The organism is Kitasatospora sp. McL0602 (assembly GCF_052076145.1).
Classification (GTDB): domain Bacteria; phylum Actinomycetota; class Actinomycetes; order Streptomycetales; family Streptomycetaceae; genus Kitasatospora.
Window position 1 is genome coordinate 4791546 of sequence record NZ_CP197246.1, and the last position, 23357, is coordinate 4814902.

A 23357-nucleotide genomic window follows, 5' to 3' on the forward strand; every position below is an offset into this window, starting at 1 on the left:
ATGACACAGAGCCCCACACCCCGGTCTCCCCGGGGTGTGGGGCTCTGTGCTGTCTCACGGACAGCTGATCTCACTCCCGGTGGCAGTCGAAGCCTGCGCGATGGGGGAGGCGGCCGTCGTCGAGGGCGCGGCCTTCCCCACCGTGACCCCGAGGTAGTCGCTCCCCGCGACGACCTGCATGGTCGGGCCGAGGCCGGGCACCTGCGCCAGCTGCGCGTTCGGCAGCGCGGTGGCCAGCGTCTTCACCGACTCGTCCCACCGGGGGTCGTACCGGATCACCGTCCGGGGCGCGTTCCCGCCGCCGGCGTTGGACGGCGCCCCGGTGGTCGCGAAGCCGGCCCGCCGAAGATCGCCGTCCACCCGGGCGCCGAGCCCGACCACCCCGGCGCCGTTCAGCACCTGCACCCGGATCTGCCCGGCCGGCACCGCAGCGCCCGCCCCCGCACCCGAGCCCGCCCCTGCACTTGCTTCCGAAGACTCGGGAGCCGCCGCCGGGGCCGCCGGAGCCGCCGGGGCGGAGAGCCCCCGGCCGGCCCGCAGGGCGTCGAACAGTGCCTTCGCCCCGGCCTCGTCCCACCGGACGGTGGAGCCCCACCCGGCCACCTGGTAGTCGACGTCCGACAGCGGCACGGTGGTGAAGTCCGCGTTGGCGGCCGACAGGTCCTTGAGCCGGGTGGCCAGCGCCACCAGATCGGCGGAGGTCAGGTCCTGGTCGGCCTTGACCGACTTCAGCACGCTGTCCATGACCCGCCCGAGCTTGCCGGGGTTGAGCAGCGTCCCCGTCCCGGTGGCCTGGTGCAGGAGCTGGGCCAGGAACTTCTGCTGGCGGTGCATCCGGCCGAGGTCCGAGCTGCCGTCCACGTGCCGGGCGCGGACGTACTTGAGCGCCCCGGCCCCGTCCAGCCTGGTCGTGCCGGCGGGCAGGTCGAGCCCGGAGTAGTCGTCCTTGAGCGGCTTGTTGGTGCAGACCTCGACGCCGCCGAGCGCGTCCACGGTGGAGACGAAGCTGAGGAAGTTGACCTGGAGGTAGTGGTCGATCCGCAGGCCGGTGTTCTGCTCGACGGTCTTCACGGTGAGGGCCGCGCCGCCCATGCCGTACGCCGCGTTGATCTTGCCCTTCCCGGCGGGCACCTCCTTGCGGGTGGCGGGGTCCTGGTGGGCGGGGATGGCGACGTAGGAGTCGCGCGGGATGCTGACGACGGTGGCCCGGCCGCCGTCCTTCGCCAGCTGGATCACCATCATGGTGTCGGTGCAGTGGCAGGACTCGCCGCCGGCGTGCAGCACGTTCTTGAGGGTGTCCTCGGGGATGCCCTCGCGTTCGTCGGTGCCGACGACCAGGAAGGTGGTCGAGCCGTCGTCGGCGGGCCGGTCACCGCCCCCGCCGAAGGCGTCGACCCGGTCGATCGAGGTGTCGACCCCGTTCAGCACCACCCACCCGCCGCAGGAGGTGGCCAGCACCGCGACGGAGACCGCGCCCGCCAGCCACCGGCCCCAGCGGCGTCGGTGACGGGAGGCGGTGGGCGGTTGCGAAGGCGAGGCAGGCATCTATCGGATGGTAGGCGTGCCCCCGGGCCCGGCCGCAAGGGCGCGCCGTGACACGCCCGCGCCGCGCCGAAACGTTCCTCCTCCCGATCCCCCCACCTGCACCACCGGTCCCACCCCACCCGGACCTGACAACCCGAGGTGGGCGCCGGTACGGTTGGCCCCGATGAACACCATGAACACCCAGGCTGCTGAGGAGCTGCCGGCGGTCTCCGTGATCATGCCGGTGCTCAACGAGGAACGTCACCTGCGCGCTGCTGTCCGGCACATCCTGGAACAGGACTACGCCGGCGAGATGGAGGTGGTGATCGCGCTCGGTCCGTCCTCGGACCGTACGGACGCGATCGCCGCCGAGCTGACCGCCGAGGACCCCAGGGTCCGGACGGTGGCCAACCCGACCGGCCGCACGCCCGCCGGGCTGAACGCCGCGATCAGGGGCTCCCGCCACCCGATAGTGGTCCGCGTCGACGGCCACGGCCTGCTCACCCCGGGCTACATCACCACGGCCGTCCGGCTGCTCGGCGAGATGGAGGCCGCCAACGTCGGCGGCATCATGCACGCCGAGGGCGAGACCGAGTGGGAGAAGGCCGTCGCGGCGGCCATGACCTCCAAGATCGGCGTCGGCAACGCCTCCTTCCACACCGGTGGCCTGGCCGGCCCGGCGGACACCGTCTACCTCGGCGTCTTCCGCCGTGAGGTGCTGGAGAAGCTCGGCGGCTACAACGAGGAGTTCATCCGCGCCCAGGACTGGGAGCTGAACTACCGCATCCGGCAGGACGGCGGCCTGATCTGGTTCACCCCGCAGCTGCGCGTGACGTACCGGCCGAGGCCCAGCGTCCGCGCGCTCGCCAAGCAGTACAAGGACTACGGCCGCTGGCGCCGCGTCGTCACCCGCTACCACCGTGGCTCGGTCAACCTGCGCTACCTCGCGCCCCCGGCGGCGCTGGCCGGCGTGGTGACCGGGCTGGTGCTGGGCGCGGCCGTGCACCCGGCGTTCTACGTGCTGCCCGCCGGGTACTTCGTCGGCATCCTCGGCGGTTCGCTGGTCGAGGGCCGGGGTCTGTCGGCCAAGGCCTTGGTGCAGCTGCCGGTGGCGCTCGCCACCATGCACCTGAGCTGGGGTTTCGGCTTCCTGACCTCACCCCGTTCGCTGGCCCGCAAGGTGATCGCCAGCGCCGCCCCGAAGGCCGCCGCCGCCGCGACGAAGTAGGCGTTACGCCCCCGCCTCCGGCCCGCCGCCGCTATCTTCGGCGCCATGGGGATTTCTGAGGGTGGGTCAGAACGGCAGGGCGTGCGCGTCGAGTCGACGGCGGACGTCGACGACCGGGCCGTGATCGGCGTCGGCAGCACGGTGTGGCACCTCGCCCAGGTGCGGGAGGACGCCGTGATCGGCGCCGACTGCATCATCGGGCGGGGTGCGTACGTCGGGCCCGGGGTGCGGATCGGCGACCGGGTGAAGCTGCAGAACCACGCGCTGGTGTACGAGCCGGCGGTGGTCGAGGACGGCGTCTTCATCGGCCCGGCTGCGGTGCTGACCAACGACCTCTACCCGCGCTCGGTCGATGTGGACGGCAAGCTCAAGCGCGGCGACGACTGGCACGCGCTGGGGGTGACGCTCCGCGAGGGGTGCTCGATCGGCGGGCGGGCGGTGCTCGTCCCGGGGGTGACGGTGGGCCGGTGGGCGCTGGTCGCGGCCGGCGCCGTGGTGCACCGCGACGTGCCCGACTTCGCGCTGGTGGCGGGTGTCCCGGCCCGGCGGATCAAGTGGGTCGGCCGGGCCGGCGAGCCCTTGGAGGACGCCGGTGGCGGGCGGTGGCGCTGCCCGCGCACCGGCGAGGAGTACACCGAGAGCGAGGGCGTGCTCGCCCTCGCTCTCGGTGCAGTTCCGGTGTCCGGCGCCGATCAGTAGGTGTAGCGGCCGCCCTGCGGGTTGACCTTCATGCAGCTCTTCTCGTTGTCGGCGGTGTCCAGGTCGGAGGCCGTGGTCGGCACTCCGCTGGGCGCGGCCGAGGACGCTCCGGCGGTGGCGCCGCCCCCGCCGGAGGCCGGGAAGGCCGCCCCGCTGGGCCAGTCCGCGCCGATCACCAGGGCCAGCGTCTTGCTGGTGCCCGTCTCCTTGAGCGCGCTGCTCGGCAGGCCGAGCGCGGTGGCGACGGCCTGCGCCTGGCTGAGTTCGCCGCTGCCGTAGGTGAGCGTGGTGGTCGTGTGGCTGCCGCCCCCGGGCATCGTGCCCGCCTTGGTGAAGCCCGCGCCGACCAGGGCGTTCTTCACCTCGGCGGCCCGGCCGGGGGCGGTGGTGCCGTTCTGCACGGTGACGGCGACGGCGTCCTTGGCCACCTCGCGGATGGGCGCGGCGGCCGCGGTCGTACCGGCGGACGGGGACGCGGACGGCGAGGCGCCGGTGGAGGCGCCGCCCTTCTTGTCCAGCGGGGTGTCGGCGAGCACCAGCTTCCAGATGTCGCCGGTGTCGGGCTGACGGAGGATCAGCCGGTCCTTGTTCTTCGGGTCCTCCAGCACGGGCACGGTGAGCGTGGTGGTGCGCTCGGCGGGGACGGCCTTGATCTCGTTGCCGAGGTCGTAGAGCTTCTTGATGTCCTTGAGCTTCGTGTCCACGCTCAGCGACTTGGTGGCCGCCTCGGCGAGCGCCATCAGCTTGCCCGGGTCGCTGAGCGAGCCGCTGCTCTTCAGCTGGCGCATCAGCGAGCTGAGGTACATGTGCTGGGCCTGGGTGCGGCCGAGGTCGGAGCCCCAGGCGTCACGCATCCGCAGCCACTGGAGCGCGTCCTCGCCCTTGATCGAGTGGGTGCCCTTGGCCAGCTTCAGACCGGTGCCGCCGATGCCGGGGATCTGCCGGTCGTACATGTTCATGTTGACGCAGACCGGCACGCCGCCGACGGCGTCGGCCATGGTGACCACGCCGTTGAAGTCGACCATCATGTAGTGGTCGATCTCCAGGCCGGTGAGCCCGATCCAGGTGCCGACGACGCAGCCGGGGCCGCCGCGCGTGAGTGCCTCGTTGATCTGGGCGCGCTGCACGGCGGGGAACTGCTGCTTGTTGTCCTCGCTGTGGCAGGCGGGTATCGGCACCATGGTGTCGCGCGGGATGCTGATCATCGAGGCGTTGGTGCGGTCGGCGGAGATGTGCACCAGCATCTGCACGTCGGCGAGGCCGGGGCGGTTGGCGTCGGCGGAGTCGCCGCCCAGTGCGACGTTGGCGGCGGAGCCACGGCTGTCGGTGCCGATCAGCAGGATGTTCAGGGGGGTCTGCCCGGCGGCGTTCGGCGCGGTCTTGGCGCCGTGCGCGTCGCTCAGGTTGTTCGAACCGGCCTGGATGTTGTCGTTCAGGTGCTGGTAGTAGAGGTACGCGGCCCCGCAGCCGGCTACCAGCGTCAGGCCGAGGACGATCGCGACGGGTTTGATCCAGCGCCGCCAGCCGCTCTTGCGTTTGCGACGGTTACCGTGTTTCGCCTGGTTGCGTGCCGCCGCTCGACCGCCGGGGAGCGGCTGGGAGCCGGTCGCGGACTGGTCGTCGGATATCGATTCGACGCTGTTGGACATCTCGGTTCCGCCGCCTTTCGTGATCGGGCCCCCGTCGGCCACCTCCCGGGAACCTACCGGACATCACGGCGAGCACCAGAATTTGTTACATAATCAGAACTATTTGGGGTGCAGGGTTTGAAGCTTGGATGACCAGGTGATGACCCGGACACCCTAGCCCCTGGCGTTCTTCACAGAAAATACTCAACGGATGTGACGGCGCCCCCCGCCTCGGGAGGTCGGGGGGCGCACTCTCGTCGTTGTCCTTGAGGGGCCAGGGTCAGCCCAGGCGCAGGGTCACCCGCTCGGATTCGACCCGCTTCTCCCACTGATCGTCCGTCAGGCTGCCGGAGTTCCGGCAGAGCACGACCGAGGCCCCGGCGGCCAGCGGCGCGAGCAGCCCGGCCTCCAGGCCGGCCCAGTCGTCGAACGAGAGGGTGCTGAGCACCCGGCTGCCGGTGTCGAGCCCGAGCCGCTGGGCGCCCTCGCGGGCGAGCTGCACGGTCTGTTCCCCCGTCAGCTTCAGCGGCAGCCCGTCGACCTGGGTCTCCAGGGCGGGCGCCGCCGGGTCGACGGGGGAGTACGGCGCGAAGCGGTCGCCCTGGCCGGGCACCTCGGCGGCGTAGTCGAGGAACCCCTCGGGGCGCTGCGGGAAGCGGCCGCCCAGCGGGCGCAGCGCGAGCGCGACGCGTTCACCGGTGCAGGCCTGGGCGGCCTCCAGGCCGTCCGGGCCGCTGACCACCAGATCGGTGTCGGCAGGGTCTCCGCCGGGCACCGCCACGACGCCCACCGACCAGCAGGCGAGCAGCCAGACGGCGCTCTGCCAGTGGGCGGGCAGCAGCAGTGCGGCGCGCTCCTCGGGGCCTGCGTTGAGTTCGTCCTGGATGAGGTTGGCGGTCTTGGCGACCCAGTTGTCGAAGGTCTTGGCGGAGAGCTCCACTCTCTCGCCGGTCGCGTCGTCGTAGAACGTGACCAGGGGGCGGGAGGGGTCCGCGTCGGAGGCCCCCGCGCGCAGGTATGCGTGCAGCAGCTCGGCGGGGGTGCGGGCGTCGGCAGCGAAAGGCGCAGTCATGGTGCGGTCCAGCCTACGACGTCCGGTGGTACCCCCGGGAGGGGAGGCGGCAGCTGTTCCTGGCGTGGCGTCAGATCCGTTTTGACCGCATTATCCGGTTTATGCGCTTCTCTCTCTTCACCGCTCTCGGTGCCATCGCCGTCGCGGCTCTCGCCGTCCAGCCCGCCTCCGCCGGGGTACCCCCCGAACCCGGCTCCACCACCGCCACCCGGGCCGCAGCCGTCCGCACCATCCCGTTGGCCGAGAGCCGTCGCGGTGCTCTCCCGGTGGGCGAGCTGACGCCGCGTAGTACGGCTGCCTTCTCCCTGCTCGGCGTCAGCTGGGACGACCCCGCCCAGGCGCCCGGCCAGGTCGAGGTCCGGACCCGCTCCACCCTCACCGGCCGCTGGAGCGACTGGCGTCCGCTCGCCGTCGGCCAGGACGACCGACCCGACGCCGCCTCACCCGAGAGCGCCGGCCGTGGTGCGACCACCCCGCTCTGGGTCGGCCCCAGCGACGGCGTCGCCGTCCGGGCCGGCTCGCCGGGCCACCCGCTGCCCGCCGGGCTGCGCGCCGAGCTCGTCGACCCGGGCCCGTCGCCCGCCCGCCGCACCCTCGCCGACGCGGGCCCGCGCCCCGGCATCGTCACCCGGGCCGGCTGGGGCGCCGACGAGTCGCTGCGCGAACCGGGCTTCAAGTACACCGGCCCCGTCCGGGTGGTCTTCGTCCACCACACCGACACCAGCAACGACTATGCCTGCTCGGACGCCCCGACGGTGATCCGCGCGATCTACCAGTACCACGTGAAGAGCAACGGCTGGCGGGACATCGGCTACAACTTCCTGGTCGACAAGTGCGGCACCGTCTACGAGGGCCGCGCGGGAGGCGTCGCCGAGCCCGTCCTCGGCGCCCACACCCTCGGCTTCAACACCGACTCCGCAGGCGTCGCCGCCCTCGGCACCTACGTCTCCACCCCCGTCCCCGCCCCCCAGGCCGAGGGCATCGCCGCCGTCGCCGCCTGGAAGCTCGGCCTCACCGGCCAGGACCCCAAGGGCACCGCGACCCTGATCTCCTCCTCCGACGGCAGCCGCTTCAAGGCGGGCACACCCGCCACCTTCAACACCGTCTCCGGCCACCGCGACGCCTTCAACACCCAGTGCCCCGGCGACGCCCTCTACGCCCAACTCCCGAACCTGCGCTGACGCCCGGCCCCCCGGCGGCGCAGAGTGCGGCATGGTTGAGCCTCGTCGTACGAGAGGGGACCACCCGTGTCAGGAGCGGTACGCCACTGGCAACCCGGCTACCCGCTGGACCTGGCCCGGACTCTGCTGCCGCTCCGCCGTGGCCCCGCCGACCCCTCCTACCGGACGACCGGCGACGGCGCCGTCTGGCGGGCGTCCCGCACACCGGCCGGGCCGGGGACGCTGCGGCTCGCCGCCCGTGGGGGAGAGGTCGAGGCCCAGGCGTGGGGCCCGGGGGCGGACTGGCTCCTGGAGCGGGTGCCCGCCCTGCTCGGCGCGGACGACGACCCGGCGGGCCTGCTGCTGCCGCCGGGCCCGCTCCGCGAGGCGCAGCGCACCCACGCCGGGGTCCGGCTCACCCGGACCGGTCTGGTGCTGGAGTCGCTGATCCCCGCGATCCTGGAGCAGAAGGTCACCACCGACGAGGCGTACCGCGCGTACCGCACGCTGCTGCGGGATTTCGGCACCCCGGCGCCGGGCCCGGCGGAGGGGATGCGGGTGGCGCTGTCGGCGAGGGAGTGGGCGCTGCTCCCGAGCTGGGAGTGGCACCGGGCGGGGGTCGACCCGAAGCGGTCGGCGACGGTCGTCCGGGTGGCGCGGCTGGCGCCCCGGCTGGAGGAGGCCTCGGGCTTCGCCCACGCGGCGGCATTCGCCCGCCTGACGGCCGTGCCGGGAGTCGGCGAGTGGACGGCGGCGGAGACGCTGCAGCGCAGCAACGGCGACGCGGACGCGGTCTCGGTCGGCGACTTCCACCTCCCCAACCTGGTCGGCTGGGCCCTGGCCGGGCGCCCCCGCAGCGACGACGCCGAGATGCTCGCCCTACTGGCCCCGTATGCCGGCCACCGCCACCGCGTCTGCCGCCTCCTCACCCTGACCGGCGCCCGCGCCCCCCGCTACGGCCCCCGCCTGACCCCGAACGACCACCGCGACCGCTGAGGCAGAGCGGTCACCGCTCCAGGACGTACGCCTCCACCCCGCGCGGGGCCCGAGCCACCGGCGGCTCCGCCGCGCGGCCGACCGCGACGGCGCCCATCGCGTCCCAGCCTTCGGGCAGGCCCAGGACCTGCCGGACCACGTCACGGCAGAACATCGTGGACGACACCCAGGCGGAGCCGTAGCCCTCCCCGGCGAGCGCGACGAGCAGGTTCTGCACCCCGGCTCCGGCCGCGACCACGAACATCTCCCGTTCGGCGGCGGCCCGCCGGGCGTCGGGGTAGGCGTGCGAGCCGTCCGTCACCATGCAGGGGACGACCAGGTAGGGGGCGCCGCGCAGCACCTCGCCGCGGGCGGTGCGCCGGGCGATCTTCTGCTCGTCCCAGCCGTCGAGCTCGGCGAGGTCGCGCCGCCAGGCGTCGAGCATCGCGTCGAGCAGCCGCTGCCTGGTGCCGGCCGACTCGACCAGCACGAACCGCCAGGGCGTCGTGTGGTGCGGGGCGGGCGCGGTGACGGCGGCGGCGACGGCCCGCCGCACGGCGGCCGGGTCGACCGGCTCGGCGGTGAAGCTGCGTACGGTGCGCCGCAGCGTGACGGCCTCGCGGACGGCTTCGGAGGTGCCGAGCCGGAACATGTCGTCGGCGGCCGGCCGCACCAGGGCGCGGGCGCCGGGGCCGTCCTCCACGGTGACGTGGGTGGCGGGCCCGCGCACCACGGCGACGGGGGTGCCGGTGGTCTTGCCCTTCACCAGGTCGGCGGCGGCGGCGAGTTCGTCGGCGGTGGCGGTGACGGTCATCGCCAGCTCGTTGCCGTGGCTGTCGGTGCGGCCCCGGTGGTCCTCCAGGACGCGGAGCCCGGCGGCGCCGATCGCGACGTCGGTGAGCCCGTTGCGCCAGGGGCGCCCGAAGGTGTCCGACACCACGACGGCGAGCCGTCGGCCCGTCAGCTGTTGCAGCCGGGCCCGCAGGGCGCGGGCGGAGGCGTCAGGGTCCTCGGGCAGCAGCAGGACGGTGCCGGGGGCGGTGTTGGAGGCGTCGACGCCGGCGGCGGCCATCACCAGGCCGTTGCGGTTCTCGACGATCCGGGTCGACCCGCGCCGGGCGACAACCCGGACGGTCTCGGCGTCGATGGCCGCCTCGCGGTCGGTGGCGCCCAGCACCCGGCCCTCGGCCTTGCTGACGATCTTCGAGGTGACGACCAGGATGTCGCCGTCCTCGAACGCCCCGCCCCCGCGCACCCCGGCCTTGGCGATCAGCCCGGCGAGGTCCGAGTCGGTGTCGATCTCGGGGAGGCCGGTGACCGGGAGGATCTCCAGGCTCACCCGCGCACCTGCTCGGCCAGCTCCAGCGCGGCGCGGGCCATCGCGGCCGTGGCTGCCGGGGAGTCCATCAGCAGCGGCACCGCCCGGCAGGCGATCCCGGCGGCCTCGACCGGGCCGACGGCGTCCGCGTCGGTGGTGTCGACCAGCCAGCCGTCGAGCAGTTCGGAGCTGTAGTGCAGCGCGACGGCGGCCGCGGTCGCCTCGACGCCGACGGCGGCGAGCACCCGGTCGGCCATCCCGCGCACGGGTGCGCCGCCGACGATCCCGGAGAGTCCGACGACGGGTGCGGAGGAGGAGCTGACGGCCTGCCGGATGCCGGGCACGGCGAGGATGGTGCCGATGCTGACGACGGGGTTGGACGGCGGCAGGAGGATGACGTCGGCCGCCGCGAGGGCCTCCAGCACGCCGGGTGCGGGCTTCGCGGTGTCGGCGCCGACGGGGATGATCGCCTCGGCGTCGACGGCGGCGTGCAGCTTGACCCAGTACTCCTGGAAGTGCACGGCCCGGGTGCCGTCCTCGTCGGTGATCCGGACGTGCGTCTCGACCCGGTCGTCGCTCATCGGCAGCAGCCGCACTCCCGGCTGCCAGCGCTCGCACAGTGCCTCGGTGACGGCGCTCAGCGGGTAGCCCGCGGCGAGCATCTGAGTCCGCACGATGTGGGTGGCGAAGTCCTTGTCGCCGAGCCCGAACCACTCGGGGCCGACGCCGTACGCCTTCATCTCGTTCTTGATCGACCAGGTCTCGTCGGCCCGGCCCCAGCCCTGTTCCTCGTGGATGCCACCGCCGAGGGTGTACATCAGGGTGTCGAGGTCGGGGCAGACCTTGAGGCCGAAGAGATGGATGTCGTCGGCGGTGTTCCCGATGACGGTGATCTCGTCCCCGGGGCCCGTCACGTCCTTGAGGCCGCGCAGGAAGCGCGCTCCGCCGATCCCGCCTGCCAGTGCCACGATACGCATGTGGTCATCCTGCCAGGCGGGCCGGGCGGGGGAGGTCAGTGCTGCCGCTCCGGGGCGGGCTCGGTGCCCTGTCCGGTGAGGTGTTCGGGGGTGGCCGACCGGGCGCCGTACTGGTTCATCTCGACCAGGCCGGGCGAGTAGAGGTGGATGGAGACGGCCGGTTCGAGCGCGGCGTTGACGACCTCGTGCAGGTAGCCGGAGGAGAACACCCGCTGCCCGCCGGGCCGCAGCGTGCGCGAGCCCTCGCCGGCGTGGGTGAGCGAGCGCTCGACGAGCTCGCCCTGAACGACCGTCATGACGCCCGAGGAGGGGCCGTGGTCGTGGAAGCCGCTGCTCTGGCCGGGCAGCCAGCTGAGCAGCCAGACCTCGTAGCCGGGGCCGGTCTCCAGCCGGGCGTACCAGCGGGTGAGGGCGTCGTACTTGACCAGCGGCGCCCAGCGCGCGGTGTCGGCGGCGATCTCGCGGACGAGCTGCGCGTAGCCGGCGACCGTCGTCGGGTGCCGGGGGAGGTCGGTGCGGGCCAGGTGCGGGAAGGCCAGTGGGTCACCGGCGATGCTGACGTCGCTCAGGCCGTCCGCCCAGAGGCGGGGTGCGGTGCGGAGGGCGCGCTGGTTCCGGTGGCGGTCACGGTTGCGCTGGCGGATGCGGGTCGGTCGCATGGGAGAAGTCCTCGAACGGCTGGAGGGAGGGGATCAGCCGGTCCGCGGAGTTCAGGGGGGACTGTCGCGCGGGGCGGCCTCGATGTCGAGCCGGGGCGGCGCGCGGTGGGACGCGAGCGCCTAGATACAGCTCGAACAGAGGCGACAACAGAGCGAGCTCGCGGCACGACGAAGCACGACCTGGCGGCTTCGGTGGGTGGCGAACTCTGACATGAGAGCAAGGACACCGCAAGAGGGGCGGCAGTGTCAAGCCTTGATGCGGACATTCGGGTCACATCAGCCCTGAAACACCGGATGGGGTGATAAATCACCCTCTAGGTTTCAATGCGAAGATCGCCGGGAAGGCAGCGGGATGAACCCGGCAACCGGGCCACCGCACTTCGACGTCCCCCCGTTCGGGGGGTGGTCAGGCTGATGGTGATCCGTGTTGACTGCAAGTCAGCCGGTGGGTGGTTCCGGGCGGTTGGGCCCGATTCGGACCGAAGGTGCCTGGGGTGCCAAATGTCCGTATATGTACACTTATCGTAGTGCCTTGGTTCCGGGGAGTGAATCCTTGGCCCAATACCAGAGCTCGGCTTGACTGGGCCAGAGTGACGCACATGTAATTTCACTCGTGTCGTTCCGCCGCTCCAGGCAACGGCAACACCACGGGGACGCCACAAGGGGCAGAGGAGGCGCGCCAAATGAGCGAGCTCTTTGAGCTGTTGATCGGTGAGGGCATCGAGGAGGAAGAAGAGGAGCTCGGTTGGCAGGAGCGCGCACTCTGCGCCCAGACCGACCCGGAGTCCTTCTTCCCGGAGAAGGGCGGCTCCACCCGCGAGGCCAAGAAGGTCTGCCTCGCCTGCGAGGTCCGCTCCGAGTGCCTCGAGTACGCGCTGGCCAACGACGAGCGCTTCGGCATCTGGGGAGGCCTCTCCGAGCGGGAGCGCCGCCGCCTCAAGAAGAGCGCGGTCTGACCCGGCCGCCGCGCAGGGATGTGCCAGCGCCTCACCGCCACGGTGGGGCGCTTTCGCATGACTGAGGGGCGGGCGCCCGCCCCCTTCACACTCCCCGCCCGTCCCCCGCGCAGTTACCGCCCCTCCGGGGGCGTCGCCTTCGCCAGGAGCCGTTAGTGTGGTGCGCCAGCCGGATGCCAAGCATCAGGGCCGCTGTATCCACCGAGCACTGGGGCCTGCGCACTCGATGACTGTCCACAGCCACCAGAGCGGCTTCTCCGCCGCCAGGCCTCCCGCGTACCCGCGCCACCTCGTCACCGCCGTGATCGTCTCGCACGACGGTGCCCGCTGGCTCCCGCAGGCGCTGGCCGGCCTGCTCGGCCAGGACCGCCAGGTGCAGCGCATCGTCGCCGTCGACACCGGCTCCACCGACACCTCCCCCCAGCTGCTCCGGGAGACCCTCGGCGACTGGCTCCCCGAGAGCGGCCCGCTGGTGCTCGGCCGCCGGGCCGGCTTCGGCACCGCCGTCGCCCAGGCCGTCCAGGCCAGCCCCCCGCTGCGCCCCGAGGACCTCCCGTACGGGCTCGACCCCTCCGGCTACGACCCCGTCACCGGCGGCTGGGACGACTTCGGCGACCCGCTCGGCGCCGAGGACGACCTCGGCCGCGGCGGCCCGCGCGAGACCCGGCCGATCGAGTGGCTCTGGCTGCTGCACGACGACTGCGAACCGCAGACCGACGCCCTGCGCCGACTGCTCCAGGTCGCCGACTCCACCCCCAGCGCCGCCGTCGTCGGGCCCAAGCTGCGCAGCTGGTACGACCGCAGGCAGCTGCTGGAGGTCGGCGTCACCATCGCCCGCTCCGGCCGCCGCTGGACGGGCCTGGACCGGCGTGAGCAGGACCAGGGCCAGCACGACCAGGTCCGCCCCGTGCTCGCCGTCTCCACCGCGGGCATGCTGGTGCGCCGGGACGTCTTCGAGGAGCTCGGCGGCTTCGACCAGGCACTGCCGCTGATGCGCGACGACACCGACTTCTGCTGGCGGGTCAACGCCGCCGGGCACCGCGTGGTGATCGCCCCCGACGCCGTCCTGCGGCACGCCGAGGCCGCCAGCCGCGAACGCCGCTCCATCGACTGCGGCGCGGCGCACCCGCACCGCGTCGACAAGTCCGGCGCCGTCTTCACCCTGCTCGCCAACTCCAAGGGCGCGCTCTTCCCGTACGTCCTGCTCCGGCTCGTCCTCGGCACCCTGCTGCGCGTCGTCGCCGACCTGGTCGGCAAGGACCCGCGCCGGGCCTTCGACGAGCTGGCCGGGCTCGGCCACGAACTCGTCCGGCTGCCCCGCATCCTGGCCGCCCGCCACCGCCGCTCCCGCACCCGCAGCGGCGACGCCCTCGACGACCGCAGCCTCTTCCCGGCCCCCGGTGCGACCGCCCGGCTCGCCGTCGAACAGGCCATCGGCTCGCTCGGCATCGGCGGCGGCACCGACGAATCCGGCGCCGGACGCCACGGCACCGCCGAGACCGGGCCCGGCGACGAGGACGCCGACGACCTCGTCGTCGAGCAGTTCGCGCTGCTCAAGAAGCTCGCCCGGCGCCCCGCACCGCTGCTCTTCACCGCCCTGCTGGTCTTCTCCCTGATCGCCTGCTGGGGCCTGCTCGGCAGCGGCGACCTCTTCGGCGGCGCCCTGCTGCCCGCCTCCGACGGCGCGTCAGGGCTCTGGTCGGCGTACGCCTCCGGCTGGCACCCCGTCGGCACCGGCAGCACCGCCGCCAGCCCGCCCTACCTCGCGGTGCTGTCGATCCTGTCCTGGCTGCTCTTCGACAATGCGGGCCTCGCGATCACCCTGCTCGTGGTGCTCTCCGTCCCGCTCGCGGCCGTCAGCGCCTACCTGGTCTCCCGCCCGCTGATCGAGTCCAAGATCGTCCGGGCCTGGGCCAGCGCCTCGTACGCGCTGCTGCCCGCCGCAGCCGGAGCCCTCGCCCAGGGCCGGATCGGCACCGCCGTGCTCGCGGTGCTGCTCCCGCCGCTGGCCCGCGCCGCCGCCGTCACCGCCGGGCTCGGCATCCGCAAGGAGACCGCCGCCCGAGGCGGCCGCCCCGGCTGGCGGTCCACCTGGATGACCGTCCTGATGCTCACCGTCAGCATGGCCTTCGTGCCGCTGGCCTGGGCCATCGCCGTCCCGCTCTCGCTCGCCGCACTGCTGCACGCCGTGCTGCGCGGCGGCGCCTTCGGCTCCGGCCCCGAGGCGCTGCGACTGCTCGGCCTGCGCGTCCTGGTGATCCTCGGCACGCCCGTCCTGGTGCTCGCCCCCTGGTCACTGGGCGTGCTCGCCCACCCCTCCCGCCTCCTGCTGGAGGCCGGGCTGCCCGGCCTCACCGGCTCCGCCGCCACCCCGCTCGGGCTCGTCCTGGTCAACCCGGGCGGCGCCGGCACCCCGCCGGTCTGGCTCTCCGCCGGTATCGTGCTCGCCGCCCTCGCCGCCCTGCTGCGCGCCGACCGCCGCCGTGCGGTGCTCGCCGCCTGGGGCGCCGCAGGCGCCGGGCTGCTCTTCAGCGTCGCCGTCGCGGGCACCGGCGTCACCCCCGCCTCCGGCGGTCCGGCCGTCGCCGCCTGGGCCGGGCCCGCGAGCCTGCTCGCCGGTGTCTCGCTGCTCGCCGCCGCCGCGATCGGCGCCGACGGCGCCAACGCCCGCGTCGCCGGGATCGCCTTCGGCTGGCGGCAGCCCGTCGCCGCCCTGGTCGTCGCCAGCGCCGTGCTCGCCCCGCTCGGCACCGCCGTCTGGTGGGCCGTCAGCGGCGCCGACGGCCCGCTGCGGCGCAGCACCGAGGCGCAGGTCCCGGCGTTCATCGCCGAGGAGGCCGGCACCAACGGCCGCCCCCGCACCCTCGTCCTGACCGGCGACGCCGCCGCCACCGACATCCACTTCGCGCTGGTCCGCGGCGCCGGGCTGACCCTCGGCCAGGCCGAGGGCACCGTCGACAGCTCCGACCCGGCGCAGGCCGGCCTGGACAAGCTGGTCGGCAACCTGCTCGCGGGCTCCGGCGGCGAGGAGGCCAAGACCCTCGCCGGGTACGGCATCGGCTACGTCGAGGCCAAGGACCCGATGATCGCCAAGGTCCGGGACGTCCTCGACACCACCCCGGGCCTGACCAAGCTCACCCAGGACGACGGCATCGCCCTCTGGCAGGTCACCGGCGCCCCCGCCACCCGGGCCGTGATCATCAGCCCCAAGGGTGCCCCGGTGTCCGTCGCCTCCGGTGTCCACGACATCTGGGCGACCATCCCGGCGGGCCCGGCCGGCCGGGTGCTGCGGCTGGCCGAGAGCGCAGACCCGGACTGGCAGGCCACCCTCGACGGCACCCCGCTCAAGGCCACCGACCCGGTCGACGGCTGGGCCCAGGGCTTCGAACTCCCCGCCACCGGCGGGCAGCTCGACGTCACCCGCAGCGGCAGCATGCTGCACACCGGGTGGATCGCCCTCCAGCTGCTGCTCGGCCTCACCGTCCTGGTGCTCGCCCTGCCCGGCCGCCGCAACCACAACGACGACGACCTCCCCGAGGAGGTGGTCGCCGCCGCCGCACTGGCCGCCGCCGCCCAGGCGCAGGCCCCCCTGCCCGGCAGCCGCCGGGCCCGCCGCCTCGCCGAACGCGGCGAGGGCGAGGACGCCGAGGACGGCACCCCCGAGCCCGGCGTCTACGCGGGCGCCGTCCCGCAGCAGGCCACCACCGACCCCGACCCGGGCCAGCCCGTCGCCGACCCGTACGCCGAGCAGCCCTACAGCGGCTGGGACCCGTACGCGACCCCGCAGCCGGCCGGCGCCCCGTACGGCCAGCAGTACGCCGACCAGTACACGGAGCAGTACGCCGACCCGTACGCCCAGCAGCACTACCCGGAGCAGCAGTACGGCGACCCGTACGGCCAGCCGGAGCAGCACCAGCAGCAGCCGATGCCGCAGCAGCCCGGCCAGTACTACGACCCGTACGCCAACGACCCGTACGCCCAGCAGCAGCCCTGGGTGCCCGGTCAGCAGCAGCCCGGCCAGCAGCAACCCGGGCAGTACTACGACCCCGCGCAGGACCCCGAGGACCCGTACGGCACCGGCGGTCACCCGCACCACCACGGAACGGGGAGCTGACCCACCGTCATGAAGAAGCCCAACCTCAAGGCCCCCAAGCTCAAGCTCTCCCGCTCCGGCGGCACCGAGAGCCCCGACTTCACCCCGGGCCCCGACTTCACCCCGGGCCCCGACTTCACCCCCGGCCCCGACGTCGCTCCGGCCCCCGACGGCACCATGGCGAGCGATACCCCGGACCGCACCCCCGGCATCGGCGGCAGCCTCACCCGCACCACGCAGTCGCTGCTGGCCGCCGCCGTGGTGCTGGCCGCCGTCCTCGGCATCGCCGAGCTGCGGCCGCCGGTCACCTCGGCGGCCGCCGCACCGGCCGGGGCGGCGACCACCGCCCAGGTCGAGCGGACGTCACTGGTCTGCCCGCAGCCCTTCCAGAGCCTCACCGGCACCACCACGTACGCCCTCTACAGCCCGCTCGGGGCCAAGGCCACCGGCGGCACGGGCTATCTCAGCAACGTCGCGCCCCCGGCCGCCGCACCGGCGGCGCCCGCGAGCCCGGCCGCACCGGCGTCCCCCACGGCGAACCCGAGCGCCCCGGCCGCGCCCAGCGACGCGATCCTCGCCCTGACCAAGCCGGGCGTGCCCGCGAGCGGTCCGGGCAGCAACGGCGACGCGCCCGGTACGACGGCGGTCGCCACCGGCGGCTACGCACCCGGCTTCACCGTCAGCCAGACCACCACCGTCACCGAGCAGTCGGGTTCTGGCCTGTCCGGTCTCACCTGCGGCCCGGCCGGCACCAGCTTCTGGTTCACAGGCGCGAGCACCGACGGCGACCGGCTCGACTACGTCAGCCTGGCCAACGCCGACGGCACCACCCCGGCCGTCGTCGACCTCAAGTTCTACGGCGACAAGGGCCCGATCGACAACGACGCCGCCAACGGCATCACCGTCGCCCCGGGCACCTCGCAGACGCTGCGGCTGCCGACCTTCGTCAAGGGCGTCAAGGACCTGACCGTGCACGTGGTCGCCCGCAGCGGCCGGGTCGGCGCCGGGCTGCACGCGGCCGACGGCAGCAAGGGCGCCGACTGGGTGCCCGCCTCGACCGACCCGGCGCCGACCCAGGTGCTGCCCGGTCTCCCCGCCGACGCGAGCGGTGTGCACCTGGTGGTCGCCGCCCCGGGTGACGACGACGCCGACCTGAAGATCCAGATCTCCGGCAAGAACGGCTGGTTCACCCCCGCCGGGCACGAGAGCATCCACGTCAAGGCGGGCATGGTCGGCTCCGTCGACCTCCCGAACGTCACCCGTGGCGAGGTCGGCGCCCTCCGGCTCAGCCCGAGCGACCCGGCCCACCCGACGCCGGTCATCGCCGCGATCCGGGTCGACCGAGGCCAGAACGGCAAGACCGACGCGGCCTGGCTGACCGGCGCCGCGCCGGTCGGTCGGCGCGCCAACATCGCCGACAACCGCGGCGGCGGCGTCGGCACCCTCTTCCTCACCTCGGCCGGTGACGCCGCCGTGGTCCGCGTCACCGCCTCGGCGGGCAGCAGCGGCGGCACCCCGGCCACCAAGGAGATCCCCGTCCCGGCCGGAGCCACCGTCAGCCTGGCCGAGCCCGAACCCACCGGCCTCAACGGCACCTTCGGCCTCACCGTCGAGACGGTCTCCGGCGGCCCGGTCGTCGCGGCCCGGATGCTCGCGGTGAACTCCAAGGACGTCCCGATGTTCACCGTCCAGGCCCTCCGCGACGACCACAGCACGGTCACCATCCCCCGTACCGGCGCCGACCCGGCATCCCTGGTCCGCTGACCCCCTTCCCGGGGAGGGGTAACCCTAGGGGCGCGGGGAACTGCGCGACATCGGGAGTGACTGACCGATGACTTCCGATTTCGCGCAGTTCCCCGTGCCCTTGGGGTCCGTAGATGGCCGACCTCAAGCGAAGCGCTGCGTCAGTCCTCGTCGAAGCGGGGATCGATCGCGTCCGGCGAGAGCCCCAGCAGGTCCGCGACCTGTTCGATCAGGATCTCGTGCACCAGCGCCGCCCGGTCGTCCCGCGACTTGAAGCGGATCTCGACCGGGCGCCGGTACACCACGATCCGGCTCTTGCCGCCCTGCTTCGCCGGGATCAGCCGCCCCAGCGGTACGGCGTCCGGGTCCGGTGTCCCGGTCTCGGGGGCGGGCACCTCCTGGACGGCGAACTCGACGTCCGCGAGCTGCGGCCACCGCCGCTCCAGCCGCTCCACCGACTCCCGGACGTAGTCGTCGAACAGCTCGGACCGGGTCAGCGAGATCGGCACCTGAGGCGGCGCCAGCGGCCCACGCAGGCCACGCCCGTGCCGGTCGCGGTGGCGGCGGCGCTGCGGTTCTGCCGGTGATCGGTGTGCGGAGCTCTCCATGTCATCACCGAGCCTAGCCCTTGGGAGCCCGGAAGTGGACCATCTCGACGGCCCTCGCGTCGGCGACACGGCAGCTCTCCGGGGGCCGGGTCTTCGCGGCCCGGTCGCCAGTGCTGTACCGTCCACCCTCGTGAGCTCTGTACGTCGTTGTTCGCGGACCGCGTGCGGCCGACCGGCCGTCGCGACGCTGACGTACGTCTACGCGGACTCCACGGCCGTCCTCGGCCCGCTCGCGACCTACGCCGAGCCGCACTGCTACGACCTGTGCGCCGAGCACGCCGAGCGCCTCACGGCCCCGCGCGGCTGGGAGGTCGTCCGCCTCGCGGGTGACACCGGCCCGCTCCGCCGCAGCAGCGACGACCTCGAAGCCCTGGCCAACGCCGTCCGCGAGGCCGCCCGCCCGCAGCACGCGACGCCCCGTCAGACCCGCTCCCCGGAGCCCGGCCCGACCGAGGCCGGCCGCCGAGCCCACCTCAGAGTCCTCCGCTCCCCGGAGAACTGAGGTCACCACAGGTTCACCTCCGGGCCCCTGATGCCGGGTACGCTGCCTTCGTCCGTTGGCGGAGTACCCAACATCTGATGGAGCTGGACAGTGCGGGACCTGAAGCAGTTGGTGAAGGCGTACGACGTCCGGGGTGTGGTGCCGGATCAGTGGGACGAGGGGTTGTCGCTGGCGTTCGGTGCGGCGTTCGTGCGGGTGGTGGGTGCGTCGTCGGTCGTGGTGGGGCATGACATGCGTCCGTCGTCGCCGTCGCTGTCGCGGGCGTTCGCCGAGGGTGCCGCGGCGTCGGGTGCGGATGTGGTGCTGATCGGGCTGTGCTCGACGGACCAGCTGTACTACGCGTCCGGTTCGCTGGATCTGCCGGGGGCGATGTTCACCGCCTCGCACAACCCCGCGCAGTACAACGGCATCAAGCTGTGCCGCTCGGGTGCCGCGCCCGTCGGTCAGGACACCGGCCTGGACGAGATCCGCGAACTCGTCGAATCCTGGACCGGCGCCGACGGCACCGTCACCGTCCCGCCGCTGGACGTGACGCCGGGGGCGCTGTCGGAGCAGGACACGCTGCGCGGCTACGCCGACCACCTGCTGGGGCTGGTGGACCTGACCGCGATCCGGCCGCTGAAGGTCGTCGTGGATGCGGGCAACGGGATGGGCGGCCACACCGTGCCGACCGTGCTGGCGGGGCTGCCGCTGGACGTCGACGCGCTGTACTTCGAACTCGACGGCACCTTCCCCAACCACGAGGCCAACCCCCTCGATCCGAAGAACCTCGTCGACCTGCAGGCGAGGGTCCGCGAGATTGGTGCGGACATCGGGCTGGCCTTCGACGGCGACGCCGACCGCTGCTTCGTCGTCGACGAGCGCGGCGAGCCCGTCTCCCCCTCCGCGATCACCGCCCTGGTCGCCGCCCGCGAGATCGCCCGCGCCCAAGCCGGCGGCGAGACCAACCCGGTGGTCATCCACAACCTGATCACCTCCTGGACCGTCCCCGAGGTCGTCCGCGAACTCGGCGCCACCCCCGTACGCACCCGCGTCGGCCACTCCTTCATCAAGCAGGAAATGGCCGAAACCGGCGCCGTCTTCGGCGGCGAACACTCCGCCCACTACTACTTCCGCGACTTCTGGCGCGCCGACACCGGCATGCTCGCCGCCCTCCACGTCCTCGCCGCCCTCGGCCACCAGGACGGCACCCTCTCCGCCCTCACCGCCGAATACGACCGCTACGCCGCCTCCGGCGAGATCAACTCCACCGTCACCGACCAGGCCGCCCGCCTCGCCGCCGTCCGCGCCGCCTACGAGAACCGGCCCGACACCACCCTCGACACCCTCGACGGCCTCACCGTCACCGGCCCCGACTGGTGGTTCAACCTCCGCGCCTCCAACACCGAACCCCTGCTACGCCTCAACGTCGAAGCCAAGGACCCCGCAGTCATGACCGCCCTGCGCGACACCGTCCTCACCCTCGTCCGCACCTGACTGAGGCTGCCCCCCGACCGGTAGGGTGAATACCGGTCGGGGCCTGCGTCCGGCCCCCGAAGTCTCGTACGAACCTGGAGCCTGACGTCCATGAGTCTGCCGTCCTTCCTGCTCGACATCCTGGTCTGCCCGGAGTGCCACTCGGCCCTCGCCGAGACCACCCAGGGCGACGAGACCGAGCTGCGCTGCACCGGTGAGAGCTGCGGCCTGGTCTACCCCGTCCGCGACGGCATCCCGGTCCTGCTGGTCGACGAGGCCCGCCGCCCTTCCTGATCCTGCTCCGCCTTCTTCCCCTGCTGGAGGCCAGCCGCATGCTCGACGACACCCTGCTCGACGACCCGGCCGCCCTCCAGCGCGCCGACCGCGAGCACGCCCTGCTCGGCCTGGCCGGAGCGGGTGCCCGCGTCCGTACGGCGCTGCGGCTCGCCGAGGCCGCCGGGGTCTCCCAGCTGCGCCCCGACGGCCGCCCCCGCACGGTGCTGGTCGCCGGGCACGGCGCCGCCCTCACGGCAGCGTCCGCCCTGGCGGCGCTCGCCGTGACGAGCTGTCAGGTCGCGCAGCTGCCGCCGCAGGACGTCGCCCACGTCGCCCGCGGCCACCTCGGCACCCCCGCCTTCACCGCCGGGCTCGCCTGGCAGCTGCCCGGCTGGGTCGGCCCGCTCGACCTCCTCGTCCTGGCCACCGCCGACGGCGGCGAACAGGGCCTGATCACCCTCGCCGAGCAGGCGTACGCGCGCGGCTGCGCCATCGCCGTCATCGCCCCCGCAGGCAGCCTGCTCGCCGAGGCCGCCCTCCAGGTGCGCGGCCTGCCGCTGCCGTACGTCCCGGCCGCCCTGCCCGAGGCGGACCAGCCGGGCGAGGACGCCGCCCGGGGTGAGGTCCCCGCCGAGGCGGACCTGCCCGCCGAGGACGTCGGCGCGCTCTGGGCCGTGCTCACGCCGCTGCTCGCCCTCACCGAGAAGATCGGCGTCACCCAGCTGCCCCAGGGCTCGCTGGAGGCCGTCGCCGACCACCTCGACGAGGCCGCGGTCCGCTGCCGCCCGGACGCCGCCGCCTACACCAACCCGGCCAAGGACCTCGCCGCCCAGCTCTCCGGCACCGTCCCGCTGCTCTGGGCCGACGGCCCGATCGCCGCCGTCGCCGCCGAGCGCTTCGCCGCGATGCTCGCCGAACGCGCCGGGCGCCCGGCCCTCTCCGGCGTCCTGCCGCAGGTGCTCACCGCCCACCGGGGCATGCTGGTCGCCAAGCTCGGTGCCGTCGCCGACCCGGACGACTTCTTCCGCGACCGGGTCGAGGACCCGGACCCGTTGCTCCTCCAGGTGGTCCTGCTCCGCCGCACCACCGCCGACGCCGACGAGGAACTGACCGACCCGGGCTACGCGGTGAGCCGCGCCCGCCGCCTCGCCACCGCCCACGCGATCCGCACCAACGAGCTGACCAGCACCCTGCCCGACCCGCTGCACGCCCTCGCGGACCTGACGGCCCGCACGGACTTCGCCGCCGTCTACCTCGGTCTGGCCACGCCCTCCTGACTCTCCCGCTCGTCCCAAGCCCTGACCAAAGCTCAGCAAAGTTCCCGTCACGGGATACCGTGACCGTTCACAGCACCGGCCGGCCCTCGCAGGGCCGAGGGGACCTGCTCGGCCGGCTCAGGGAGAGAGACGCAGACATGAGTACCGAAGGCGGCACGAAGGCCCTGGTCGCGGCCCTGTCGGCAAACCTGGCGATCGCGCTCGGCAAGTTCACCGCCTTCGCCTTCACCGGCTCCTCCTCGATGCTCGCCGAAGGCGTCCACTCGGTGGCCGACTCCGGCAACCAGGTGCTGCTGCTGGTCGGCGGCAAGCGCGCGGCCCGCGAGGCGGACAGCCAGCACCCGTTCGGCTACGGCCGCGAGCGGTACGTCTACGGCTTCCTGGTCGCGATCGTGCTGTTCAGCGTCGGCGGGCTGTTCGCCTGCTACGAGGGGTACGAGAAGATCCACGACCCGCACGAGCTGCACGGCTGGTACTGGGCGGTCGGGGTGCTGGTCTTCGCGATCCTGATGGAGGGCTGGTCCTTCCTCACGGCGTACCGCGAGGCGACCAAGGCCAAGGGTGAGCTCGGCTGGGTCGACTACATCCGCCGGGCCAAGGCCCCGGAGCTGCCGGTCGTCCTGCTGGAGGACAGCGGCGCACTGATCGGCCTGGTGCTGGCGCTGCTCGGCGTCACCCTCACCGTGGCCACCGGCAACGGCGTCTGGGACGGCATCGGCACGCTCTCCATCGGCGTCCTGCTGGTCGTGATCGCGATCGTGCTGGCGCTGGAGACCAAGTCCCTGCTGATCGGCGAGTCCGCCGACAAGGACGTCGTCGCCCGCATCCGGGAGGCCCTGGTCGACCACGACTCCGTCACCGGCGTGATCCACATGCGGACCCTGCACGTCGGCCCGGAGGAGCTGCTGGTCGCCGCCAAGATCGGCGTCAACGCGGAGGACACCGCCGTCCAGGTCGCCGAGGCGATCGACGCCGCCGAGAGCCGCGTCCGCCGCGCCGTCCCGATCGCCCGCGCGATCTACCTGGAGCCCGACATCTACAGCGCCGAGAAGGCCGCCGCAGGCCCCGACCGCGAGGCCACCCCCGGCGGGCCGTCCCAGCACTGAGCCCCCGGTTCGGACTTCGCGCCCCCGAATTGCCCGTACGAATCCCGTGCGAATACGCCGTCGGTGTAGATTCGACCCCAGAGCCAAACGTCGCTGCTGAT

General features: G+C 73.5%; 19 protein-coding genes. 12 read left to right on the forward strand and 7 right to left on the reverse strand.

Annotated features, from left to right (window positions below; all coding sequences use genetic code 11):
• Positions 1 to 54: 54 nt before the first annotated feature.
• Positions 55 to 1545: an LCP family protein gene (locus ACR68M_RS21980; protein WP_441245817.1), complete on the reverse strand. Its 1491-nt coding sequence runs from the start codon at positions 1543 to 1545 to the stop codon at positions 55 to 57.
• Positions 1546 to 1708: 163 nt separating this feature from the next.
• Here ACR68M_RS21980 and ACR68M_RS21985 point away from each other — a divergent pair, with 163 nt between their 5' ends.
• Together ACR68M_RS21985 and ACR68M_RS21990 are read left to right on the forward strand one after the other, a co-directional pair.
• Positions 1709 to 2752 (forward strand): glycosyltransferase family 2 protein, encoded by a 1044-nt coding sequence (locus ACR68M_RS21985; protein WP_441245818.1) that lies wholly within the window; start codon positions 1709 to 1711, stop codon positions 2750 to 2752.
• A gap of 45 nt (positions 2753 to 2797) precedes the next feature.
• On the forward strand, positions 2798 to 3451 hold the full coding sequence (locus tag ACR68M_RS21990) for a DapH/DapD/GlmU-related protein (protein ID WP_441245819.1): 654 nt from the start codon (positions 2798 to 2800) through the stop codon (positions 3449 to 3451).
• On the opposite strand, the gene ACR68M_RS21995 is transcribed toward ACR68M_RS21990, so the two are convergent.
• Both ACR68M_RS21995 and ACR68M_RS22000 read right to left on the reverse strand, forming a co-directional pair.
• Positions 3445 to 5100, reverse strand: coding sequence for an LCP family protein (locus ACR68M_RS21995; protein ID WP_441245820.1), 1656 nt, complete (start codon positions 5098 to 5100; stop codon positions 3445 to 3447). The genes ACR68M_RS21990 and ACR68M_RS21995 overlap by 7 nt on opposite strands.
• Before the next feature lie 259 nt (positions 5101 to 5359).
• A complete protein-coding gene (locus ACR68M_RS22000) occupies positions 5360 to 6151 on the reverse strand; it encodes a TIGR03089 family protein (protein WP_441245821.1) in 792 nt (263 codons plus the stop codon).
• A gap of 101 nt (positions 6152 to 6252) precedes the next feature.
• Between ACR68M_RS22000 and ACR68M_RS22005 the strand changes: the two genes are divergently transcribed.
• Both ACR68M_RS22005 and ACR68M_RS22010 read left to right on the forward strand, forming a co-directional pair.
• The gene (locus ACR68M_RS22005; RefSeq protein ID WP_441245822.1) at positions 6253 to 7332 is read left to right on the forward strand and encodes a peptidoglycan recognition protein family protein; all 1080 of its coding nucleotides are present in this window, start codon (positions 6253 to 6255) and stop codon (positions 7330 to 7332) included.
• Positions 7333 to 7398: 66 nt separating this feature from the next.
• Positions 7399 to 8307 (forward strand): DNA-3-methyladenine glycosylase family protein, encoded by a 909-nt coding sequence (locus tag ACR68M_RS22010; protein ID WP_441245823.1) that lies wholly within the window; start codon positions 7399 to 7401, stop codon positions 8305 to 8307.
• A gap of 10 nt (positions 8308 to 8317) precedes the next feature.
• On the opposite strand, the gene ACR68M_RS22015 is transcribed toward ACR68M_RS22010, so the two are convergent.
• From ACR68M_RS22015 to ACR68M_RS22025, 3 genes are read right to left on the reverse strand one after another with little or no spacing between them, the layout of a single operon-like run.
• On the reverse strand, positions 8318 to 9625 hold the full coding sequence (locus ACR68M_RS22015; RefSeq protein ID WP_441245824.1) for a coenzyme F420-0:L-glutamate ligase: 1308 nt from the start codon (positions 9623 to 9625) through the stop codon (positions 8318 to 8320).
• Positions 9622 to 10581 carry a 2-phospho-L-lactate transferase gene (gene cofD / locus ACR68M_RS22020; protein WP_441245825.1) on the reverse strand — a complete coding sequence of 320 codons (960 nt, stop codon included), beginning with the start codon at positions 10579 to 10581 and terminating at the stop codon, positions 9622 to 9624. Before cofD ends, ACR68M_RS22015 begins: the two co-directional genes overlap by 4 nt.
• A gap of 35 nt (positions 10582 to 10616) precedes the next feature.
• A complete protein-coding gene (locus tag ACR68M_RS22025; protein ID WP_441245826.1) occupies positions 10617 to 11240 on the reverse strand; it encodes a cysteine dioxygenase in 624 nt (207 codons plus the stop codon).
• Positions 11241 to 11923: 683 nt separating this feature from the next.
• Between ACR68M_RS22025 and ACR68M_RS22030 the strand changes: the two genes are divergently transcribed.
• The 3 genes from ACR68M_RS22030 to ACR68M_RS22040 all read left to right on the forward strand — a co-directional run bounded on the left by ACR68M_RS22030 (position 11924) and on the right by ACR68M_RS22040 (position 18053).
• Positions 11924 to 12196, forward strand: coding sequence for a WhiB family transcriptional regulator (locus ACR68M_RS22030; protein ID WP_104816397.1), 273 nt, complete (start codon positions 11924 to 11926; stop codon positions 12194 to 12196).
• A 226-nt stretch (positions 12197 to 12422) separates the two neighbouring features.
• The gene (locus ACR68M_RS22035; RefSeq protein WP_441245827.1) at positions 12423 to 16310 is read left to right on the forward strand and encodes a glycosyltransferase; all 3888 of its coding nucleotides are present in this window, start codon (positions 12423 to 12425) and stop codon (positions 16308 to 16310) included.
• A 9-nt stretch (positions 16311 to 16319) separates the two neighbouring features.
• Positions 16320 to 18053, forward strand: a complete 1734-nt coding sequence (locus ACR68M_RS22040; protein ID WP_441245828.1) for a DUF5719 family protein — start codon at positions 16320 to 16322, stop codon at positions 18051 to 18053.
• A gap of 140 nt (positions 18054 to 18193) precedes the next feature.
• On the opposite strand, the gene ACR68M_RS22045 is transcribed toward ACR68M_RS22040, so the two are convergent.
• The gene (locus ACR68M_RS22045) at positions 18194 to 18640 is read right to left on the reverse strand and encodes a metallopeptidase family protein (protein WP_441245829.1); all 447 of its coding nucleotides are present in this window, start codon (positions 18638 to 18640) and stop codon (positions 18194 to 18196) included.
• Between the two features lie 130 nt (positions 18641 to 18770).
• Between ACR68M_RS22045 and ACR68M_RS22050 the strand changes: the two genes are divergently transcribed.
• From ACR68M_RS22050 to ACR68M_RS22070, 5 genes are all read left to right on the forward strand, one after another.
• Positions 18771 to 19142: a DUF3499 domain-containing protein gene (locus ACR68M_RS22050; protein WP_441245830.1), complete on the forward strand. Its 372-nt coding sequence runs from the start codon at positions 18771 to 18773 to the stop codon at positions 19140 to 19142.
• Between the two features lie 90 nt (positions 19143 to 19232).
• Positions 19233 to 20618, forward strand: coding sequence for a phosphomannomutase/phosphoglucomutase (locus tag ACR68M_RS22055; RefSeq protein ID WP_441245831.1), 1386 nt, complete (start codon positions 19233 to 19235; stop codon positions 20616 to 20618).
• A gap of 90 nt (positions 20619 to 20708) precedes the next feature.
• Positions 20709 to 20891, forward strand: coding sequence for a Trm112 family protein (locus tag ACR68M_RS22060; RefSeq protein ID WP_441245832.1), 183 nt, complete (start codon positions 20709 to 20711; stop codon positions 20889 to 20891).
• Positions 20892 to 20929: 38 nt separating this feature from the next.
• On the forward strand, positions 20930 to 22150 hold the full coding sequence (locus ACR68M_RS22065; RefSeq protein WP_441245833.1) for an SIS domain-containing protein: 1221 nt from the start codon (positions 20930 to 20932) through the stop codon (positions 22148 to 22150).
• Positions 22151 to 22287: 137 nt separating this feature from the next.
• The gene (locus ACR68M_RS22070) at positions 22288 to 23256 is read left to right on the forward strand and encodes a cation diffusion facilitator family transporter (protein WP_441245834.1); all 969 of its coding nucleotides are present in this window, start codon (positions 22288 to 22290) and stop codon (positions 23254 to 23256) included.
• The last annotated feature ends 101 nt before the right edge of the window (positions 23257 to 23357 follow it).

Excerpts from the sequence above, each read along its gene's own strand:
- ACR68M_RS22035 (WP_441245827.1), top strand. The coding sequence starts at position 12,423 with ATGACTGTCCACAGCCACCAGAGCGGCTTCTCCGCCGCCAGGCCTCCC.
- ACR68M_RS21990 (WP_441245819.1), top strand. The coding sequence starts at position 2,798 with ATGGGGATTTCTGAGGGTGGGTCAGAACGGCAGGGCGTGCGCGTCGAG.
- ACR68M_RS21995 (WP_441245820.1), bottom strand. The coding sequence starts at position 5,100 with ATGTCCAACAGCGTCGAATCGATATCCGACGACCAGTCCGCGACCGGC.
- ACR68M_RS21980 (WP_441245817.1), bottom strand. The coding sequence starts at position 1,545 with ATGCCTGCCTCGCCTTCGCAACCGCCCACCGCCTCCCGTCACCGACGC.
- ACR68M_RS22005 (WP_441245822.1), top strand. The coding sequence starts at position 6,253 with ATGCGCTTCTCTCTCTTCACCGCTCTCGGTGCCATCGCCGTCGCGGCT.
- ACR68M_RS22045 (WP_441245829.1), bottom strand. The coding sequence starts at position 18,640 with ATGGAGAGCTCCGCACACCGATCACCGGCAGAACCGCAGCGCCGCCGC.
- ACR68M_RS21985 (WP_441245818.1), top strand. The coding sequence starts at position 1,709 with ATGAACACCATGAACACCCAGGCTGCTGAGGAGCTGCCGGCGGTCTCC.
- ACR68M_RS22065 (WP_441245833.1), top strand. The coding sequence starts at position 20,930 with ATGCTCGACGACACCCTGCTCGACGACCCGGCCGCCCTCCAGCGCGCC.
- ACR68M_RS22060 (WP_441245832.1), top strand. The coding sequence starts at position 20,709 with ATGAGTCTGCCGTCCTTCCTGCTCGACATCCTGGTCTGCCCGGAGTGC.
- ACR68M_RS22040 (WP_441245828.1), top strand. The coding sequence starts at position 16,320 with ATGAAGAAGCCCAACCTCAAGGCCCCCAAGCTCAAGCTCTCCCGCTCC.
- cofD (WP_441245825.1), bottom strand. The coding sequence starts at position 10,581 with ATGCGTATCGTGGCACTGGCAGGCGGGATCGGCGGAGCGCGCTTCCTG.
- ACR68M_RS22025 (WP_441245826.1), bottom strand. The coding sequence starts at position 11,240 with ATGCGACCGACCCGCATCCGCCAGCGCAACCGTGACCGCCACCGGAAC.
- ACR68M_RS22030 (WP_104816397.1), top strand. The coding sequence starts at position 11,924 with ATGAGCGAGCTCTTTGAGCTGTTGATCGGTGAGGGCATCGAGGAGGAA.
- ACR68M_RS22000 (WP_441245821.1), bottom strand. The coding sequence starts at position 6,151 with ATGACTGCGCCTTTCGCTGCCGACGCCCGCACCCCCGCCGAGCTGCTG.
- ACR68M_RS22070 (WP_441245834.1), top strand. The coding sequence starts at position 22,288 with ATGAGTACCGAAGGCGGCACGAAGGCCCTGGTCGCGGCCCTGTCGGCA.